6 protein-coding genes are annotated in these 21,620 nt (G+C 51.7%); 4 read left to right on the top strand and 2 right to left on the bottom strand.

Annotated elements, in window-relative coordinates; genetic code table 11:
- Positions 1 to 213 precede the first annotated feature (213 nt).
- The 3 genes from LOC67_RS10905 to LOC67_RS10895 all read left to right on the top strand — a co-directional run bounded on the left by LOC67_RS10905 (position 214) and on the right by LOC67_RS10895 (position 6,034).
- Positions 214 to 1,497: an exonuclease SbcCD subunit D gene (locus LOC67_RS10905; RefSeq protein ID WP_230262631.1), complete on the top strand. Its 1,284-nt coding sequence runs from the start codon at positions 214 to 216 to the stop codon at positions 1,495 to 1,497.
- A gap of 18 nt (positions 1,498 to 1,515) precedes the next feature.
- Entirely contained in the window at positions 1,516 to 5,064 is a 3,549-nt protein-coding gene (locus LOC67_RS10900) for a YhaN family protein (RefSeq protein WP_230262711.1), read from the top strand.
- A 394-nt stretch (positions 5,065 to 5,458) separates the two neighbouring features.
- Positions 5,459 to 6,034: a hypothetical protein gene (locus LOC67_RS10895; RefSeq protein ID WP_230262630.1), complete on the top strand. Its 576-nt coding sequence runs from the start codon at positions 5,459 to 5,461 to the stop codon at positions 6,032 to 6,034.
- A gap of 131 nt (positions 6,035 to 6,165) precedes the next feature.
- Here the strand turns inward: LOC67_RS10895 and LOC67_RS10890 are convergent, their stop codons facing one another.
- Positions 6,166 to 9,399 carry a DNA/RNA non-specific endonuclease gene (locus LOC67_RS10890; protein WP_230262629.1) on the bottom strand — a complete coding sequence of 1,078 codons (3,234 nt, stop codon included), beginning with the start codon at positions 9,397 to 9,399 and terminating at the stop codon, positions 6,166 to 6,168.
- 458 nt (positions 9,400 to 9,857) lie between these two features.
- On the opposite strand from LOC67_RS10890, the gene malQ reads away from it, so the two are divergent.
- Entirely contained in the window at positions 9,858 to 11,363 is a 1,506-nt protein-coding gene (gene malQ, locus LOC67_RS10885) for a 4-alpha-glucanotransferase (RefSeq protein ID WP_230262628.1), read from the top strand.
- 317 nt (positions 11,364 to 11,680) lie between these two features.
- Here the strand turns inward: malQ and LOC67_RS10880 are convergent, their stop codons facing one another.
- Entirely contained in the window at positions 11,681 to 21,556 is a 9,876-nt protein-coding gene (locus LOC67_RS10880) for a carboxypeptidase regulatory-like domain-containing protein (protein ID WP_230262627.1), read from the bottom strand.
- Positions 21,557 to 21,620 lie beyond the last annotated feature (64 nt).

The raw sequence follows: 21,620 nt of genomic DNA, 5'->3' as shown, positions 1-21,620 counted from the left end.
GGACGCATTTTCACTCTTCAGCAAAAGCCAGATGAACTTGCGTGGTTCACGTAGCCAGACGCCCGAGACGATTGTTTGCCTTTGCCGCCAATGACTTTGATGAAATGAGCATGTGATCCGCAGCCTGCATCGATAACGCACACCCCACGAATAAAGCTGCCCCGATGGCGAATACACGCTTCGCCTTTCTCATCTGTACCCCAAAATAGCGAATTGAATACACGCAAGATTCTTCACGCCGCGGACATCCACTTGGATAGTCCACTTCAAAAACTGGATCGCTACGACAACGCGCCGGTTGATCAAATCCGTGGTGCCAGCCGACGTGCATTGGAAGCCATGACCACGCTGGCGATCGAACAGGATGTCGACTTAGTTTTGATTGCGGGTGATCTTTATGACGGCGACTGGACGGATCAAAACACCGGCTTGGCCTTCGTCGCTCAGGCGACTCGTTTGTATAACGCTCGAATCCCGCTGCTCGTGATCCGTGGAAACCACGACGCCGCGAACCAGATGACTTCGTCTCTTCCGCTTCCCAAACTGAAGTATATCGGTCATCCCTTTCTATCCGAAAAACACGCCGAAACTCGCGTACTTGATGACTTGGGAATTGCGGTTCATGGGCAATCGTTCGCCCGTCGTGCAGAAAACGGAAATATGGCCGCAAAGTATCCCGATCCGATCAACGGGATGTTTAACATCGGAATGTTGCACACCGGGTTGGAAGGGAACACGCAACACGCCAACTACGCACCGTGCACCCCACGTGAACTGACCGACAAAGCCTATGACTATTGGGCCCTGGGCCACATCCACACCCGCAACGACCACGCTCTCGCCGACGGTGCCCCAATCGTTTTTCCGGGTAACCTTCAAGGCCGACATATCAATGAAACAGGAGCCAAAGGCTGCGTGATTATCGATGTCGATGACCGACAGAAATGCACCTACGATTTTCACTCCTGCGATGTCCTTCGCTGGCACGAATGCATCATCGATGTGACGCACCTGAAACACCGCGACGAGATACTCGATCATTTCGAATCTCAGATCAAACAAGCACTCTTGGCCGCCGAATCACGTTTGGTGATCACGCGAGCGAGATTGGTCGGACAGACGAATCTGTCACCCGAGCTATTGCGCAGCGAATCTAGTTTACGCAGTGAACTTCAGGCAATTTGTATCGCAGTTGCTCGCGAGCAGTTGTGGCTTGAAGACGTTCGCGTTCGCACCGAATTGCCAACAGACCAATCGACCGTTGACCTCGACGGTCCAATGCAAAGCGTCCAAGAAGTGTTGTCACAGCTACGAGAGTCTCCAGATTCGAAAGACACCATTGTTGCGGAATTGGACGAACTCATCAGGAAACTTCCCAGCGAACTGCGTCCCGATTCGATGATGGCAGCACTTCCCATTGATGACCCACAATGGGTCGTCAACTTGGTTGATTCCGCAGCGGCTGAAGTCCACGCCCGAATTCAAAGTGATCAGTGAGAGGCGAGCGTGTCTGAAATGTATATCGAAAAACTTGATCTACTGGCCTTCGGAAGTTTTACCGATCACGAGATCAATCTCTCCGCTGGTCCCCACCAATTTCATGTTGTCTACGGGCCGAATGAATCGGGCAAGTCGACATGCCTACGTGCCATCACGGCGTTGCTGTTCGGTTTCCCGACGGTCACAACAGATAATTATCTTCACAACAATGCCAAACTTCGGATCGGTGCGACGCTGCATACCGGTGAAGACAAGCGTCTCCAATTCATTCGCCGTAAAGGCCGCCAAAATACGATCCTTGGTGCCGATGGAAAAACCGCGCTCAAGGACGAGGAACTGACTCTCGCGTTAGGCGGCATCGACGAAGCCACGTTTCACCACCGATTCGCACTGTCACATGAACAATTAATCGAAGGTGGCAAAGCGATTCTAGAATCCCAAGGTGAATTGGGCGAAATCCTATTCGCCGCAGGTGCCGGCGTAGGAAAACTTCGTGCCATTCTTTCACAGCTTGAAAACGAAGAACGTGAGCTGTTTGCCGCGCGAGCACGTAAGACTGTTTTGAATGCCGCGATTTCCGATTTGGAAAGCAAGCGGGGCGAGATCAAAGAACTTCAAAGGCCACCGGCCCAGTACCGGACCCTTTGCGAACAGATCGAACAGGCAGAACGAAAGTCCGTCGAAGTTAACGTCCAGATCTCCGATATCCGACTACAGCTTTTGCGTTACAAAGCGTTTTCGTCGGCTTGCAAAGTCGTCCCACTTTGGCGGCATGCGCAAAAACGTTTGGACGAATTGGGAAGCGTTCCTGCTCTCGATGAAGACTTCACCGCGCGTCGACGCGAAGCAAACGCCAACTGCGTCTCTCATCGCAAACGTTCTGAAGAACTGCAATCAGAGCTGCAGCTAGCCAAAGATAAGCAGGTGCAATTAACGCCAGACGCTGCGATTTTGGACAATGCCGAATCGGTCGTCGCTTTGTTTTTGGATGTCGCCAGCCGTCAGGCGGCCGAAACCGAACGCACCGGACTTAAACGCGTCCTTGCTGATCATGATAGACAGTTGCGGCGATCGCTCACCGACCTCGATATCGAAATCGCAGAAGACGCCGGGATCGCCGAACTTGAAGAAGCGATCAAACAACTTCAAATCTCCGACGCCGCACACACTCGCATCAGTGAGCTCGCTGCAAACGCGGAAGTGCTCCGCCAACTCGAGCAAGACGCTGGCGAACACGTACGGACGTTGAAACGCGAACTTGATGAACTGGACGAAGAATTGGAGCAAACTCCAACCACTTCGGACCCAAAAACGCTCGAAACCGTCCTCGGTGAGATCGGTCCTCCGCGAGAAATCCTTGCGGCGCAAGACCAACGAAAGACCGACCTAGAATCGGGCCGTTCGGAGTGTCAACAGATTGCTGTCGCACTGGGACTCGGAAAGCAAACCTTTGAAGACATCAAGACTTTCACGCCGCCTTCGCCACAACAGATCGACGACTGCGATGAAACATTTGGTCAATGCCACCGCCGCATCGATCAACTAAAAGACCAACGTTCCTCACTATTAAAACGCCGCCAGACACTTGAGGCCGAACTAACCCAGCTGCAAACCGAACATGCCCTGCCGACCGAGCAGGAACTGGCACAGTCACGTGAACTGCGTGATCAAATGGTGGACCGCTGGATCGCAGCAAAAACCGACGAAGAACGTCTGGAGTCCGCTCAAAAAACCCGCAACGAAATCCGCAAGTCAGATCAGATGGTCGATACATTGCGGCATCAACAAGAAAAGGTTGTGAAAGCGGATTCGATTCGTAACGAGATTGCCCAGTTGTCCGACGAAGCGGCAAAACTGAGCGATGACTTAGAAGGAATCATCGACGAACTCCAAGAAGTCACCATCCGGTGGGAAGCGTTGTGGCAGGACCGAGGCGTCGCTCCCGGAACAGTCTCCGAAATGCGTCAATGGGTCAATCGGCACCAAGGACTCGTCGAAAAGCTAACTTCACTCAGCCAAGCCGAATCCTTGTTCGCACAGAACGAAGAGAAAATTCGGCGGATGTCCACGCGGCTTTCCAATGCGCTAGCTCTCGCATGGTCGCAGCGTCAAACGATTGAACAAGCCAGCGAAAACTCAATCGACATCGACGCAATGGAGTTCGAATCACTGCATGATGCCGCCATCGGTCTCAAAGGCGAACTACAGAGTGCTTGGATTCGGCGGAATCAATTGCAGACCAAACGCGATGAATTGGCTGCCGCGATCCCTGCGGCACAGTCAAAGTTCGAGAGCTGCCGCACCAATCGACAGCAATGGGAGGAACAATGGCAGCAAGCGACGGCGAATATCGTTCGCGAATCGTCCGCAACACCATCTGTGGTCAACGCGAAGATCAAAAAGATCACCGAGCTGTTCCAACAAAAACGTGAGCGTGACAACACAGCCGAACGCATTGAAGCTCTCTCGCGTGAGCAAAAAGAGTTTGACCAGCGGGTCATCACGATAGCCAACCTAGTGGAACACGAAGCCGACGATGCGATGTCGTCAGGTCAAACTGCTAAATCACTTTATGAGCGACTGCAGGCCGCGCGTGAAGCAGACGCCGAGTTAAAGCGAACGGTTGATCGAATCAAAGAAATCGAAACGAAGTTGGCCCAAGCCAACGAAGCCTTGCAAGAAGCTTCAACGATCCTGAAACAGCTCTGTGATGAAGCTGGCGTGGCGAGTGTTGACGACCTTCCCGATGTAGAACAAAAGGCCGCCGCAAAACGTTCCGCACAACAGGACTTTGATCAAAGTAATCGCGAACTGATTTCGATGGCCGGCAGCAACAATCCAGAAGAGTTCGCTATCGAAGTCGAATCTTTCGATCCGATCGAAATCACCGATACGATGGAGAAGCTGTCTGCTCAGGTTGAGGAACTTTCAAAACTGCGGACCGAGGTCGATCAAAATATTGGGGCATTGAAAAACGACCGCGACAGAATCGACGGTAGCGACCGTGCAGCGATCCTGAACCAGGATCTTCAAATGGCTCTCGGTCGAATCAGCCACCACGCCGAGCAATGGGCTCGGCTGCGAGTCGCTTCGATGATCATGCGACAGTCGATTGATCACTACCGACGCGCGAACGAAAGCCCCGTTCTGAAAATTGCCTGCGATGCGTTCTCGCAATTGACCCTGGGCAAGTACAAGGGACTCCGCCCGGAATACGACGACAAAGATCGCTGGGCGCTCGTTGGCGTTCAGCAATCCGAAAACGGAATTGAGCAGACGGTCCCGGTGGAATTGATGAGCGACGGGACGCGTGATTCGGTGTTCTTGGCAATGCGACTCGCATCGATCGAACATCAATTGTCCAGCGGTCGAAAGTTTCCTGTGATCGTTGACGACTGCCTCATTCAGCTCGATGACGAGAGAGCGGCTGCGGGTTTGAAGCTTTTCTCAAACCTATCGGCCAAGACTCAGGTTTTGATGTTCACACACCACGAACATGTTCTCGACTTGGCTACCGAGACCTTGGCAGAAGAACAATTCCATGTGCATCGCTTGCCGACTTGACTTGAAACCATACCGACTCGATTCAATATCCGAGCCAACCTCTGTCCGCGTTGGATTCAGTTCTGACGCGTCAACTTCGTCGTGTCTAACTGTACGCACGTATTGAGAGTCATACAGTTCGACTCACTCTGTTCAGATCTGATGAACAGCCTGTTTGGTGCTTTTGAAGTTTCGATGAATCAGTTTTCGGTCGGACCACAACGCGCAGCCGACAGAGGGGCACCTGATTACCTTTTCACAGGTACGGTCTAAACCACGCTGGGCTTTCGAGTTCCCAGGTCTTACCGCTGGCGTTCGCAAACAGATCGCCTCGTGGTCAAAGCACGTCAGTGATGCAGTTGTCAGAAAATTCATTTCCGCGAGGCCAGCTCGGATGTCGCGTTTGGATAAGCACATGGACCGTTTGTCCGGCGAAGCTCCAGTCCGGATCGATTGGTTCGATGGAATGGACGTGACCTTATTGAGATCAACACTGACACAAGAAATCGATAAACACACACGCCGTGTTCCACTGGATCTGCGCGGGGTGCAAGGTGCTCCGCCTGAACTGGTTGAGCTACTCGTTGAAATGCGTCGATATGCGGTCAGCAAGTCAAAGATCCTGTCGATGAACTGGATCTTACCGCCACTACGAGATGCCATCGACAAACGCCTGCACCAACCCGTCGGGCAAGTGATCGCCCCATCAGCGAATCCTGATTCGGAACAGGCAAGTGATCGAGCAAAAGAATTGCTCAACCATGTCGAAACGCCACCGGAGTACGATCTCTCGAAAGCGGAGAAGCTTGATCGCAAACCGCTGCCTCGCAAACCCAAAGCATTGACCGCATCGATCATCCGCTACTTGATCATGCTGGCCGGCATTTTAACCACGGTCGCAATTATCTCTGTCGTCTTCTTCTTCCTAACAAGCGAACCGCCAAAGATTTTAGACCGCAAAACATTTGAATCCACAATCGAGGGACGCTGACCAGCCGATCAAGTAGTTCGTTTCGCAAACCGCTCGAATGTGCAACCCTTCGAAAGTTTCTGATTCAACGACCGGTAGAGTGCCGAGTCGCCTTCGACTCGGCATTTATGAACACAAGCCGGATGCGACGCTTACGCTCCGTCAGCGTCGTGGACTTCACTTGGAAATTTGAAGAACTTTGCTCGGTCTTCGACTTCTTTTACCTTCACGCGACGCCGTTTCCATTCGGCAGATAACGAAAATTCTAGTGGCGTGTCCGATAGGTCTTGTTCAAGAATGAATGCGAATGACTCTAGTCCACTATCGGTTCTGGCAACGATGACTTTCCAATACGCAGACGGCACCTGAATTAGCACTTCACCCGAGCTGTCTTTTCCGCGAAACGACTGATCGCTACTACTCAGGATCGGTCCGGCAAACACGCACAACTTTTCGTCGGCCGCCTGTTTCATCACGATCTCCTCGAGCTCACCCCAAAGGCCGTGAAACCCAAAAATAGCTCGATTGAATTCGGCGACTTGAGGTGAGCAGTTCGTTGTGTGAAATGTATCTCCATTGGCTCGCCGGACTTCGGAATAATCGTTACCCCACGCGACATCAGCCCGCATCGTTAAATGCCCTTTATCAAAAGCGCCGTCGTCCTTTTCGAAGAACCGATCTGGTAACTGATGATTCGACGCGATTCGTGGATCTTCAAACCATTTCTCTCGGTCGTTTGGGCCCAATCCGCCCAATGCCTTGCGGCTGTAGCCTTTCCCAGGTTCAGGACGCTTTTTCGCTGGCGACGCATCGACATTTGACGCAGTAAATATGGCCATACGCCGGTGCTTGTGCATCACCAGCGAAAAGTGTTCATAGGTCAAAAGATACTTTTGTGTCGCCCCATCAATGCGAGGTGCGGCAACACCATCCGGATCGGTCACCATCGGCATACGAACGCGTCGACCGAGAAATTCATCATCGTATCCGCCTCGGTTGTCGTATGGCAGTTCATGATATGGCTCGACGAATCTCTCAACGACTGCAGAATCAAACGAATTCGTCGACGTCGTAACGGTCGTTGAGTTAACCGGATCGGTCTCCAATCGATCGATGATACGCCGGCACATGTCGCTACCAGCGTCGGCAAGCGTTTCCAGCCTTTTGTAGATCTCGCTAATTCGAATCCCGCGGTTCGCGACGTATTCACATGGCTTGTAATAGTCAGGAACACTGCGGTGATGGAGTGCGACCGGGAACCACTGATCGTTAACAACCGGCGAACCTGACGATCCCCGATTGGTATCGGCGTAGTAATAGACAAAGGCGTCTTTGCGACCGACGACGGTACTTTCGCGGATCGCGATCTGCTTTGGCAGTCCCTCGGGGTGCTGAATGATCGAAACCTCTTCACCCTTCAGTGCTTTGCCACTCTCTCGGATCAATTTCATCCGGCCATAGTCTTCGATTCTGTTGCCGCGGCTACCAGTCGGAGCCACCGAAACGAATGTGAAGTCGAGATCTTTGTCGGTGAAGAACAACTCCTTTGTGAGATCAAATCGCTCTGAATTTTTCAGTCGATTGTCAGCGTCGTACTCGTAGTCAAACAGAACGTAGCTTCCCGATCCGGCGCGTTCGATCGTTGCGATGACATGATGATTGGTCAGCAACAATCCCGGACCGACCAAAAATCCAGACCCGGTTCCGGCCGGAATCCCATATTCAGTGATGACCGAGAGTCGCCCCACAGTTCGCGCAGCGCGTTCGCCTCGCGATAAGAAATTGATCTGTTCCAAATTTGACGCACCAATAATGCGTTCTTGGAAAAACAGATCGCTTTCTGGAAGTAGCTCCATGCGCGTCTCAATCCGACTGACCGATTCCTCTCGATCAAATTCTCGACGGACTTCGACATAGTCGTTATAGGACTCAATCGCAGTCGGGTCGGCTCGCAGATGAGCTTGCCAAGCGTCCAAAGAGGAACATGGAGATTGACGTAGCAAATCCGCGTCCGTTGGGTGCTGATCCGCCTCACTTGGCTCGGCTCCCAGACCGGTGTCTGGCAAACGCCCTTGTTCAAGGACGCTATCGACCGTCATCCGAATCTTCGCAGAAATCAACGCCGCGTCATCCATCTTGGGACTTCCGACGTCCTCCGGTTTCATACCGACTGGTTCTGATGAATCTTGGGGAACGGCGGTGGATGGCGCAGGCCGCAACAGAGGACCGACCTTCGACCGCCCGTGATCGATAATCGCCTCCGTCGCGACATAGGTCGATGCTTTGTCACGAAGATTAAACTGCTTAGGCAGTCTCAAATCTTGTTGCCGCGCTAAAAACTGTTGCGCAACGACCGGTGGCAGCTTCGGCGTTGTGGGCGTCTTTAAATCGGCTTGTGCAACGGTATCGCTTGCCAGTTCAGTCGCCGGCGGATGACTCTGAAGTGATGAACGTATTGATTGAGCAAATCGATTGGCAACCTTTTTGTATCCGGGATCTTTTGGGTGCAGCTCGTCATACCAACTGTTCGTGCTGGGGCCAACGACGTTACGACAATTGACATGAATGACTTTTCCCCGCGATCCCGCAGCTAACTCGATCAAAATTTCATTCAACTGATCGATCAAAATCTTGATCACATCATTCCAAAGTTCCTTTGGAACACCGCGTGATGCCAACGGGCCGCCAAGCCATTTGCCGCCATCCCGAGCAATGGGATAATCGTATCCATGACAGAACGTCTTTACGTGTGGGAATTGTATGGCAACCGAATTAAAGATCGTCGCATAGTTGCTTCGCAGCTCTGTCCGGAATTGACTCCAACGGTCGGGACGTAGCAAAGATGCGGCGTCATCACCGTCTTGATAGGGACGCAAGAAGGTCGCCAAACGCCCACCATGTAGCATGTCGTTGCCACCGCCACTAATCAAAAATATATCTGCGTTTTCTTCGCCGATAGCTCTCAGATACTCTCCATCGGACAACATGTTGCTGAGCAGATCACCAGCCGCGCCAAGCGACAAGATTAAATGATCATCCATCAAGACATCGATGACATCGTCAAGCCGAACGGGATACTGGAACCAGCTATCGCCTTCGCTGACAATCACCGGTCTGCGAAAATTCGTCCATTTCTGCCGCTGAAACCAAATCTTTCGCTTTGCCTTGGCGACCGCGTTGGCCAGTCCCAATACACGTTCAGATTCTTCGGCAATGCCAGCGGTTTTGACCTTCTTAGGGTCCAGCTCAATATGAGGCGCCAGCGGCAATGGCCCAGCCTCTTTCGTCTGGACAAAACAGCTTTCGAGCTCGACAAGTCGTTCTAAGTCATGGTTTTGCTTGGCCTGCCCGATTTCACGAGCCAGCTCTTCGACGGAGTTGATCATAGTGTAGCCTTGATACTAATACCTACGAAATCCAACGGCTCGATTGTAGAGGTATCAGACACACCCGTGGGGGAGGCCGGGTCTACGTCATAAGAACTTCATTTGCTGAGCAGCAATTCTGCGATCAAGGTGTGTATTGATGTTCCCAACGGCAGACCTGTGTCGTTAATCAGACACTTTCCTAGATCCCGCAATGGCTCGTTATCGGTGCGAAGCGTCAAAGTTAAGGGGAACCGAATCAACCTTGTTTGCAATTCATGCGATTGTCCGCTCCGCCGCGAATGATGTCGGATTTACATCAAACGCAAGTCCGCGAGTCCCTTAGACACCGGGTACACTGAACTGTTGAGCAATTGACTTCACGACCCCAGATTTCATGACCGGTCGTCGCACGAAACTTCCATTGTTCAGCGATGCGTTTCATCCTTGTATCTGATTGACGTTCAACGACCTTTCGCATGAATGATCGAAAAAGCGGCGTGCTCATGCACGTCACCTCTTTGCCCGGACGATTTGGAATCGGCGATCTTGGTCCCGAAGCTTTTCGGTTCGTAGATTTCCTTAGCGCAGCATCACAATCGGTCTGGCAAATCTTGCCACTGACAGTAACCAGCTCGCTAACCGGGAATTCTCCCTACAGCAGCTTGTCGGCGTTCGCACTTAATCCACTGCTTGTCAGTCCAGAAGTGCTCCTCCGAGAAGGCTTGGTGACGGAAGAACACGTCGAATACATCTACGCTCGCGAAAGCGGTCCGGCGCACTTTCGTCGCGTCAAGATGCTCAAGGAAGCTTTGTTGATGCAGGCTTTCGAAGTCTTTCAACAGACTGGCAAATTCGCCGACGAGTTCTCTGCCTTTGTCGATAGCCAGTCTCATTGGCTCGAGGACTACGCGAAGTTCGTTGTCCTCAAACAAGTCTTTGGTGGTCAGATTTGGTGCGAATGGCCAGAGCCGTTTCGCTTGCCTGACGAAGCCGAACTGCAGCGATTTGCAAAGCTATACGAACACCAGTTGAACTTCCATCGGTTCGTTCAATTCCTTCTTTGGAAACAGTGGAACGCCGTCCGCGAGTACTGCCACAGTAAAGGCGTCCAAGTCATGGGCGACTTGCCGATCTATGTCGAAACTGACAGTGCAGACGTTTGGGCCAACCCAGAATGTTTTAAGCTCGCAGACAACTTTAAGCCCGAATGGGTCGCTGGCGTGCCGCCGGACTATTTCAGTGCGACAGGACAACTATGGGGCAACCCGGTCTATCGCTGGGACGTGCTGAAAGAACAAAAGTATCAATGGTGGGTCGATCGATTTCGGCACAACACGGAACTGTATGATGTGATTCGCATCGATCACTTTCGTGGCTTGGTCCAGTACTGGGAAGTCGCCGCGTCGGAAGAAACGGCTATAAATGGACATTGGGCGGATGTTCCCGTTCACGACTTTCTCGAAACCGTGTTCGCACAAATTGATGCCGACCGTTTCGTCGCCGAAGACCTCGGAACAATCACCGAGGATGTTCACGAGGTCATGGAGCAGTACAGTCTTGCAGGCATGAAAGTGTTGATGTTTGGATTCGGTGGAGACCTCGTCGACCACCCCTACCTTCCACACAACTACACCGAAAACTGCGTTGCATATACCGGAACGCACGACAACAACACGGTCGTCGGCTGGTTTAACAAAGAGATGACTCCGGATGAATCGAAAAACTTCCGCACATACCTAAAGCGTCACGTAAACAGTGACAACGTTGCGTGGGAGATGATTCGACTGATTTGGGAATCGAAAGCCAAGCTAACAATCGCCCCGATACAAGATCTACTCAGCCTCGACGAAACGGCCCGGATGAACATCCCAGGTGTCGGTGAGGAATGTTGGCGTTGGCGTTGTCCCTATCTGGACCTCAACGACGAACTGGCCGAACGCCTAAGAAAGATCACCCAAGCAACCGGGCGAGCCTCAAGCTGAGGCCCAGCTCGTCACTTGCGAATTCGATTTGTGATGTCGCTCAACAAGCCAACATCGACTAATCAGAAACCTATTTATAAAGTCCAACTGACGTTCGTCCAATGCAGGCTGATCGAAATCGCATCGACAAACATGAGCTTATCGGACCGAAAACGGAAAACCTAGCTACCCTTTTAGCTGAAGCGGTGTTTCCCATTTTTGGACTGAATGAATTCCGAATTCAGTGCCAGCAAGATTGGTTCACACGGACACCGATTGGTGGAGGAATCCCACCAAGCAGACATGTAAGGCCGGACTAAGCGTTTCCAGACCAACTGCTAGAAAAGCTTTAACACTTCGAACTCGCGAACGATCTCTTCCGTCTTCTCTTTCTGAAGTAATGAAACTTCATTTAGGCGGAACAGATCCCCGGCAAACATTTCATCAACTTCTACTGACCAACTCAGGTTTTCCGCGGCCGGTTCGACAGCACTTCCGACATCAAAAGTGTCTTCAGTCAGAGCCTCATCGGTAATCAATAGAGTTTCGCGTTCAGTTTTCAGCGTCACCGCTGCTGGTTTGCGAACCAGATGTTCTTGCTCACCTGAACCGTGAATTGCAAGAAAATTCAACACTCGCAACGCATCGATCGGCGAAACAACCTCGTCTCCATTCACGTCGTAGTAGAAATGCGGAACGGTTTCCTCTGACGGCAATCGGCCGTCGGGAACTCTCGCAATATAGTTGATAACGATGAGCGCGTCGGTCGTTGTCACCCCGTTCATGTCGTCGACATCGTGAGGTTCAAGTGGGTTCGTCCATATCGGTACCATGGACTCTTTGACCACAAACTCTTCGATGTATTGGGTTGGATCCGCTTCGATGAGCGAGGTGCGAGCGAGCGAGGTTGTTTCACCCAATGCCAAAATCTGATGAACTATGCCGTCGTTACTGCTGACAAGGAGGTCCGTCCTTCCGTCTCCGTTGATGTCACCGAATGTGGCAGAACTGACACTCGTTCCAGCTGGCAGTCCAGCAAACGCTTCCGCAGAAATATCCCAACCACCAAGAAACCGCATCGCGTTGCTACCGACATTCGGATAGAACAGCAAGTGTCCGTCGTTGGACGTGATCAGCAGGTCCGACTTTCCGTCGTGGTTGAGGTCGCCGGTCCCGAGATTGGAGACCGAAGTTGCAACCAACGTTTGATCACGAACCATGATCAGCTGCGGGATCGCGAACGACGGTGCGCCGCGTTGCGATTGGTCCATAAAAGCAACAACGCTTCCGTCCTGCATTCCAACGACGAGGTCGGGACGACCGTCACTGTTGATATCGATCATTGAGATCGCGCTGGCGAAAAGGACGATTTCGGCTGGTCCCTGACCCGTTTCGTAAGTCAGCAATTGAGGTCGCGAGAGGATGGGTTGTTCATTTGTATTGACGTTCGTCCATCGTTCGATTCGGCCGTCGTCGAGTGCAACCAACAAATCGGTTTCGCCATCGCCATTCCAATCGTGAAATATCGGCATCGACGTCGCCTGTGCGGGCAATTGAAATTCACCTTCATCCCCTTCGACCATGATCGGATCATCAAACAGAGGCGAACTGGAGTTGCCACTGTTGAGGTACAGTTCCAGAGCGTGGTTGCCTTCGGCATCTTCGTTGACAACAAGAAGGTCTTGCAGTCCATCGGTGTTGAAGTCGATCCACTGGGGACCGAGACTACCGGTATAGGTTAACGGCGATCCCGACACAATCAGATTGGACGGAGTTTCAAAGTCGGATGCGGCGAAGGTCGTGCCGGAGATTCCGCTGGCAAGTTGCCCGCCGGCGTCGTTGGTGAGTGCGACGGCATCGAGTGAGAGTCGGTACGTTCCCTCGGGAATTGCCGTAGTCAATTCGATGGAGAGAGTTTGGCTTGCTTGATCGTATTGATACTGCGCGCCATCTAGATCAAATGCGGATCCGTCGAATGTCTCAATACCGATCGTTTCATTGATTGCTCCGGACTGAATCAAACCGTCAATGTCCATGTCTTGAGTGAATTGAACATCGAGTGATCGTCGATCGTTTGCAACGCTGATTTGGCTGACCCGCGCGGGTTCAAGAATCGTGGTGATCGCATCGGTAACCGTTGGGGGAGTTTCTCGATATCCGACGTAGTCGGTCGCGACGCTGTAGAACGAGTACGTACTACCAGGGATACCAGCGTAAAAAGGAGCTTCTGTCAATGACGTTCGCGTAAGCCAACGTTCGAATTGTTCTCCATTACGTGAAACGTAAACGTCGTAAAGGGAAATCCCGGATCCGTTTAGATCGTCACCGGCCCATTGGACAAGCACACCCGGGTAGGCTTCTGAAGGCAAGTCCATAACTGCACTTCCAGGGATCTCGGCATCGATCGTGTTGTAAATCGGAGGAGTATCGATTGCTTCGTTCTGATCAAAAATGATTTCCGCGACCGCATCGATTTTGGTTCCCGATGCGACACCCGTTTTAGGCTTGATCGAGTAACTGATGAACCCTTCACCCTCGGACCCACTTACGTTGGGCGGAAGGAATCCGAGCAGCGGATTGAATGGAACCGCCCCCGTTTCAGGATCGATCGAGGTGAACTGGAACAGCAGTTCGCCGGTTGAGATGTCGATGCTGCTACTGACATCCAAATAAATCCCCAACGAATCGGTATAGTCGATTCGAGATTGATAGGACGATTGACCAGTCGCGTTTGAGAATACTGTACCACCAAAACCAAATTGTCCGAGTTTAAACGTACTGAAGTCGAGATCACTATCGAGTTGCTGTCGGATCGTCACACGAGCTGCAGGCGCTGTCGCTTTTTCGGCATCATTCTCGAAACGAACTATATAGTTAAGTAGTTCTTTCTTAGGAATCCATCGTTGCTCACCGGCACCGATTGGACCGATGATATCATTGGGGTCGACGGCGCCACAGTTCATTGTCGTGTACGTAAATTCGTCGCAATCTTGTTCAACGGATTGGCACGGTCCCGGGTCTGGGGGATCGATGCAATCGTCAGTCACCACAAATGAAATCGTTCCGCTAAGGACATAAGTTTCAGGCCCGTTAACGCCCGTAGCAATTATCACGAGCTCATACGTAAAACTGTCCGAGCCACAATCTTCAGGCGCATATCGATATTTACCCTTTCCGTCGATTGAAAAGCCTCGCGTATTCTGCCGACGGATGTGCCAAACCAGCCCCCGGAGCGTAGCTAGGTCTTTGGTGTCAAGAACGTCCCCAGTGAAAGGGCCGTCGTTGATACAGCCGCCATCAGAGATCGGTTCCAAGTTCGGTAGGCTGCAGTCGGCATCTCTGACGTTTTCCAGGTATTGTTCGACGTCCTTTTGAAATTGTCGAATCCGGTCTTCGAAAGCTGGAATCTTCGCGTTGAATTCTTTTCTTATCCGAACGACTTCATTAAGAGAGAATTCGTAGACGCTAAGGTTTCCGTTTGCTTTATCGATATTTTCGACGGTCGCATCAATAAGGCCCAGAATCAGTGCGACGAGACTACCGATGCCGCCATATGCATAACCGACCGCTGCCAAGAAGATCACTTTGGCTTCTACTTCGTAATTATCAGTGGTGGCACTTCGGATAGCATCCTCAGCGCGTTTCAAGGCGTTGTCGGCGCTGCTGCGCAGATGCGTCTCTGTCTGGTCCAGAAACTGCTTTTGCTTTATTAGGTCGTCTCGTTGTTGAATCAGTTCTTGAAAGGTCGATTCCAATTTCCTAAACTCAGCAAGCAACTTACCGTCCTTGTCACAAATCGCCGGTGGTGGACCTGGGAGAGACGGAAGCCCTGGTATCGGAGTGATGGAGGGCAAATTCGCTTGAAATTGGTTTTGAATATAGTCTCTTGCTCGTCGGTACTCTTCGATCCTCCCTCGATTGTCATCGATTCGATTTGGCGCGAATTGGATAATGTCGTTGAGTCCATCGCTGGATTCGCCTTCCGCCTGTGACAAGGCGACATTCATCACACTCGTGGCCGCACTCCCCTGAGAACCGAGTACGGCACAGCCATTGGAGCAGCCGAACGATTCTAAATTAACTTCTTGTCCGGCTGGCAAGGCAATGGTTTGAGTCGAGATCGATTCCCCGCTGCGCAGCAGGGCAACGAGTTGCCAGCCGCCGCTGGAGGGAAAAGACAGCACACCGGATTCATTTTGTAGTGCATTACCAATGGGGATTCCGTTAAGCGAAAAGTAGACACTTACCTGATCCAGTGGTAAACCAGTTTGGGAATCTACAACGCGGAATACGGTTGCGGCAGCTTCTGCCAGAACGAATTGGAGATTCGAACTCGAATTCAAATCCAGTTGGCGAAGTTGTATCTCGAACCCGTCTTTGACCAGCACGACGTCGTAAACGCCGGGCGAAATTCCCGCCAATGCAAACTGTCCATCGGCGTCACTGCGGGTCAATCGATAGCTATCATCCAGAGAATCATGAAGCGAAATAACAACTAAGACGTCCGACAAGGCATCTCCGCTTGAATCTTTGACATCTCCAGCCAGTGCGATCATTTCTTCAAATTGAAGGTCAGCGATTGTTGAGCTGTTTGCCACCGCATTAAACGATCGGGTAATGCTGCCGATTTGATCATCCACCGCACGAATACTGAAGTCACCTGCGGGTACCCCTTCAATCGTGTAGCTGCCAGAATCATCCGAGCGAACTCGACTTCGAATCAAGCCCAGCGAACCTGTAGTCGGGACGATCAACTCCACACCTACGCCTATGACCGGAGCCCCTGACAGGTCCGTTATCCTACCGGTCACAGATCCTGAATAGGCAACCAGAGGCTGCGTGATGTTGCCATCTAGAACTTCAACGTTTTCCGGCTTGAACAGTCTGCCGTCCGCTGAGGCGACAAGTGTGTAGGAACCATTGGGGATCCCGGCGACGAGAAATGAACCATCCTGAGTTGTTTCCTGTATTGCGACTATGTTATTGACCACGTCATACAACTGTATCTTGGCCGCAGGGATCCCGAAGGTTTCGGTCGCATCCCACACGGTGCCCTCGATGGTAAATGTCGCGGGGATGGCGAGGTCCAATAGCTGGTCCGTCGTTACTCGCAAGTCAACCGATTGCGTTACCGACAAACGACTTTCAAAGATCGCAGTGACGGAATAGACATCCCATAAAAGCCGGTCAAAGACGTAGAGCCCCTGGTCGTCAGTCAACTGAATTGCGTGGTTACCGTAGCGATTTCCGACCAATCGCACCTCCACGTTGCTCAGCGGTTGACCGTTCGCGTCGAAGATGTGACCTTGCAAATGCCCTGCTGCACCGGCGATCACTTCGATCCCAGTTTGATTCACACCCGCTAGTACGTCCACCGTGGCCTTCGATGCAGAAACAAACTGGTTGGATTCAATTCCGATGTCGTAGCGGCCACCGGGAAGTTGGTCCAAACTGAACCGTCCAGATGAATCCACGTTCGCAAAATAGGTGTCTCCATTGACCTCGGTCGCTTTGATCTGCACATCTGGCACCGCCTCTCCGCTGCTGTTTTTGACAATCCCGTCGACCTGGGCTCCTTCTCGAAGTGTGATCTCGCCGAGAATCTGATTTCCAACGGCAGCTTCCGTGATAGCGGTTTCCCGAACTTTACCTTGACTTGTCACGTCGAGTGTCCAGGTCCCAGCAGGCATTCCACTGAGCTGGAAAGTTCCATCTGCACTCGAGAGCGTTGAAGCGGAATGACCAAGTCCATCGCTCCCCAAAACTACGGCTCCGGCGATGCCGGCCCCTGTATCGCTATCAATTACACGGCCGATGACGAGTGGAGCAGGAAGACTCGTCAGATCATTGTTGATACTGTCTACTCCTGGTTGCCCAAGTAAGATTTCCTTTTGAACAGATTGCCAACCAGCCGACTCGAACATCAATTTGTAGTTGCCGATTGGAACAATCGAAAAAACAAATCCACCGCTGGCATCTGTTTCGGTGGTAAAAGCTCGATCCTCGTTGAGCAAACGCACTTGCACGCCAGCAATTGCGGTGGAAGACTCGGCGGTGGTGAGTGAACCGCTGACCGATGCCGATGCCGCAATTTGCAATGTGACTTCAGTCGTCCGATTTGGTTCGATAACAATCGCGACGGGACTTTCAAGAGGTAAATGCCGCGGCGTTGTGAGGAAGTAGTTCCCGACGGGTAGTCGCGAGAATACGAATCGGCCATCCGAATGAATCGATGAGGCATGAGTCGCGTTGGTTTCTACATTGGTTGCGACGACGACATCACCTAAACGGAGCGATTGGTAAGGGATTTCTTCAATTGCCCCAACAAGAGATTGCCCAAAACCAGCAGCGTAGGCGGCAAAAAGATCGGCGACAGCTGATTGAAGGATGCCAATCCCATCAACCGAATCGTTGCTGTGGTTGCCTATCGCTTCGGTAAGGGCAATTTGGAACGCTGTCGGATTGGCACGTTGATCCGCTGAAAAGTTATTGAACAGAGCGTCATTTTCAGAGTCCGACAGCCCGCGTTGTCGAGACACGATGCGATACGCTTCAAAGTCAAACGATGCATCAATATTTTTTAGAAGATTGTCAACGTAATAATTAGCGTTCTCACCCAGTTCAGTTGCCCCTTGCAACCGCGGAACAACGAAGAGTTGCAGCTCTCCACTCTCGCCGGGCAAAAGGATTCCCGGCGGGCCCACTTTGGAAAATCCAAATAGTGTCTCCGCGAAGACGCCCTTGTCAGCCAACGCGGCCTGCAAGTCGCGATGGAAGGGTTCATTGCTTGCGACGTGAATCAAAGGGATTGGGGCGTCATTTAGCCCTTCATTTACCCACGAAACAATCATTGGGAAGTGAACATACGGCTTGTGAAAGACACGGCGGAACGCCGGGGGATAGGTCAGTGTTGGCTGATTGGTGTAACCGCCGCCAGCGACGACTTGAAATCCATTTGCGATGGTTTCTGACCGAGCAGAAATATTCGTCAAAACGACGTCGTAGTCACCTGGGATCATCTGCCTCAGATCAAATGTGGCGAATAGCTGTTCGGGCCCGGGGCGGTAGTAATTCATGGCATGAGCGATAGTGGTCCCATTCTGACTGAGGCTTACATTCAGTGTTTGGTCAAAGTTTGCTCCGTTGATCTCGATGGTCCGGTTCCCAGCGGTGCCTCCCTGACCAAAGGATGTGTCTACTACGCTGAATTCTCCGGGTACAAGGAACTCGACCTGGGTCGTCGCGGTTCCTAACTCGCCGAGACGGCTGATGTGTGGAGAAACCTCTGCGAACGCATACCAGGGTCCTGGTTCAGGATTGGTAAGGATGATGTACTGATTGGAACTCAGTCCCTGCCGAGAGCGTTCGTCGTAGTCAGCCGCGCTCGGCATCGCTCCGCGCCTTAAGTAAAGTTCATTGGCAACAGTCGTATCATCGGTGCCGAATCGCAACAGCACGCTTCCGCCCTGCGCGAATTCCGGTATCTCAAACTTGTAGTACAGAGAATCTCGATAGTCGACGTCGACCGTCGCAGGTGTTGCATCAACGAGTTCTGGTAAATCGAACAATGCCGCGTCTGACGAAGCAAGAACATTGTCGGTCATGTCCGACTCAGCAATCGTGCTGAGCAAATTCGTTCTTACAATGACGTGATAATTGCCTGGCAAGACAGCGGGCAAGGCGGCGGTAACGGAACCGTCGTAAGTTCCTCCTTCCGCTGCAACCGCGCCTTCGCTGGCCGCATCATAGGGGACTCGTGCAACCAAAGCGTCGTCCAAGTCCCATGTTTCGTCCGCCGACAAATAAACGTAGTCCCACCACAAACCTTCGGCCGGGTCGGAACCTTCATTCGTTACCGTCCAAGTGAGACTGATTTCGTCGCCGTAAGTTGCCGCGGTGGGATTTGCGATCGAGGTCACCGTCAGGTCGGGGGACGTCAAGCGTATGGTGGTGGTGAAGATGTCTTCGGCTTCACCGGAAACACCATTTTGATTCTGGTCGAGCGCATTGCCAGCTGGATCAAAAACCGACGTACCAATCGAAATCGAATAGTCGCCGGATTCAATTTGCTGTTCGAAGATGATTTTTACGTGATCGTCGACGACCAGGACACCTTCGATCTGGTTGAGCAGTGACCCGCCCGGACCGTCGAAACGAAGAATGTCATCCTGGCTAAACGTTGACGTATCGATCGGCTCGCTGAAGTAGAGCGTGATTTGCTCAATTGGGGCTGAAGCCGTTGCGTCCGGGTCGGTAAGAAAAATGTTGGGACCAATCGTGTCGTTCCTGATCGTCGCGACGTAGATATCATCTGGATCCTCCCCAGCATTTCCATCGGCGTCTTGGTCGAGCGGAACGCCCGACAGGCTAAAAATACCAGGAGACAAGCTGATAATGATCGGTGTATCGGCAGTCTGTTCCGCAAAGCTGACCACCAAGGTCCCATCGTTCTCCCAACGAGTACCTGTTGCGGCTAAAGCACCATCAGGGGTTTCAAGCGAAAGCAAGTCTGTTGCCAAATCAAAGTTGCCGTCACTCGTGTCCATCGGCTGATTAAAGAACAACCAAATTGAATTGATCGACTCATCATCCGAACCTCGAACTGCGTTTGAAACAATCCGTGGGCTCTCCGGACCGTATAGCAAGAATTGGTAGCTGGCAGTGCTATCTCCTCGACCAAGTACCTCAATTGTATATTCGCCTGGTTCAGACAGATCGAATGTGTGACGCATTCGAGCTGCTGCGCCAGTTACCTCTGTCGTTTCAAAGACAACACGACCGCTCGGATTGACCACTCGGAACCAAACTGCCCCCTGCCCAATGATCTGCGAAGCCTCCATTTCGTAGATCGAAGCTTTGTCGACATTGAAATGCCAGAGATCAAGCTCCCCTGGATTTGACAGTTGGCCAGAATTCACTCGATTGACCGATAGATCAAAGGATTTGACTGGCGCATCCACAAGGTCGTAAGTCACTATGGCATTGTCGTCCGGGTGCGCAAACACCTGGACTTCGTAGCTACCGACCTCATTCAACCGGAAGGGCCCAAAATCTCCAATATCCGGATTGTTCGGAATGGTATTCGAAACAAAGACCAGATCACCGGACGGAGCAACGACCCGAAATTCTGCGTTACCTTCGAGCGTCTGAAGTGAGTCGAAAAAGACTCTCCTACCCATTTCCGAATTCGATTCTAGAAATGTGTTGATTGGCGTTCGATCAAAAAGTTGGCTCGCAACAACCACGGAAGTACCGTAGATTATTTCGATTGACGGATCAAAAGTTTGATGCCCTGAAACGCTATCAAACTTCCCGACAATACTTGCAGCTTGTATCAACGGATAGTCGAACAAGATTTCAGGATTGAAACCATCTTCTGATATTGAAAGTGCACCACTAAGTTCGGCATGGTCGCTTACGACCACACGGGATTGAAGTGAATTTTCTGAATTACCATCGAAACCAATTTCTAGACTTCCTCCAACTTGGTAGTAGCTCCCTTCGATTGAAAGAGAATTTGTGTTGACCATCGATCGGTTGATCAGATTACCAACAATTGAACCTGATCCATTCAGCAAAGAACTAGAACTTAACTCCAACGTCCCAACCAAGAGTCGGCTCTGGAGCTCAATCGGGATATAGATACCACGGGTCGTCAGATGATTGCCTAATGCGATCGTCCCACCTTGAGTCGCGTGGAGTCGCGAGTACTCACCGTCACTGTCACTTGTTGCAGAACCTGCGTAGTCAACGAAGTTCTGCAGCGATGACAAGTCAACCTCGCTGTCCACTCCTTCTGCTTTGACCTGAACCGAACGTTGACGCAAGTCACCTGAATTGGGATCGATGATCTCCGTGACCCTACCAAGGTCTAGCTTGCCACCTTGAAGCGACTCTAGAAACGTATCCCAGTTCCGTCCCGTACCGTTGTTTACCGATGTTAAGTTCGGAAAACTTAGTACACTTCCCGAACCGGTCACACGCCAGTAGACGTCGCCATAGGTGTTGCTTACCGTTGTTACCGATGGAATCTCGATGCTCACTCCACCGCTTACATAAAACGATGCACCATCGATCGATTCAACCGTGTCAAGATTCAAATCACGACCGTCAATCGTAAACACCGCGTGATCAGCATCACGTAGATTCGATAGGTCAATATCCGGGCCAGAAGTGACAAAGTCCGTCGAATATCCGGACTCTAGTGCGCTCAAATCAACCGATCGCCCCGCTTCCACAAGCCCATGAGACAGACTCGTGATCGTGGATAAATCTATT

This window comes from Stieleria sp. JC731 (assembly GCF_020966635.1).
Lineage (GTDB): Bacteria > Planctomycetota > Planctomycetia > Pirellulales > Pirellulaceae > Stieleria.
Note: the sequence above shows the minus strand (reverse complement) of the source record. Positions and strands in the feature narration are given on the sequence as shown.

Excerpts from the sequence above, each read along its gene's own strand:
- LOC67_RS10900 (WP_230262711.1), top strand. The coding sequence starts at position 1,516 with ATGTATATCGAAAAACTTGATCTACTGGCCTTCGGAAGTTTTACCGAT.
- LOC67_RS10895 (WP_230262630.1), top strand. The coding sequence starts at position 5,459 with ATGGACCGTTTGTCCGGCGAAGCTCCAGTCCGGATCGATTGGTTCGAT.
- LOC67_RS10890 (WP_230262629.1), bottom strand. The coding sequence starts at position 9,399 with ATGATCAACTCCGTCGAAGAGCTGGCTCGTGAAATCGGGCAGGCCAAG.
- malQ (WP_230262628.1), top strand. The coding sequence starts at position 9,858 with ATGAATGATCGAAAAAGCGGCGTGCTCATGCACGTCACCTCTTTGCCC.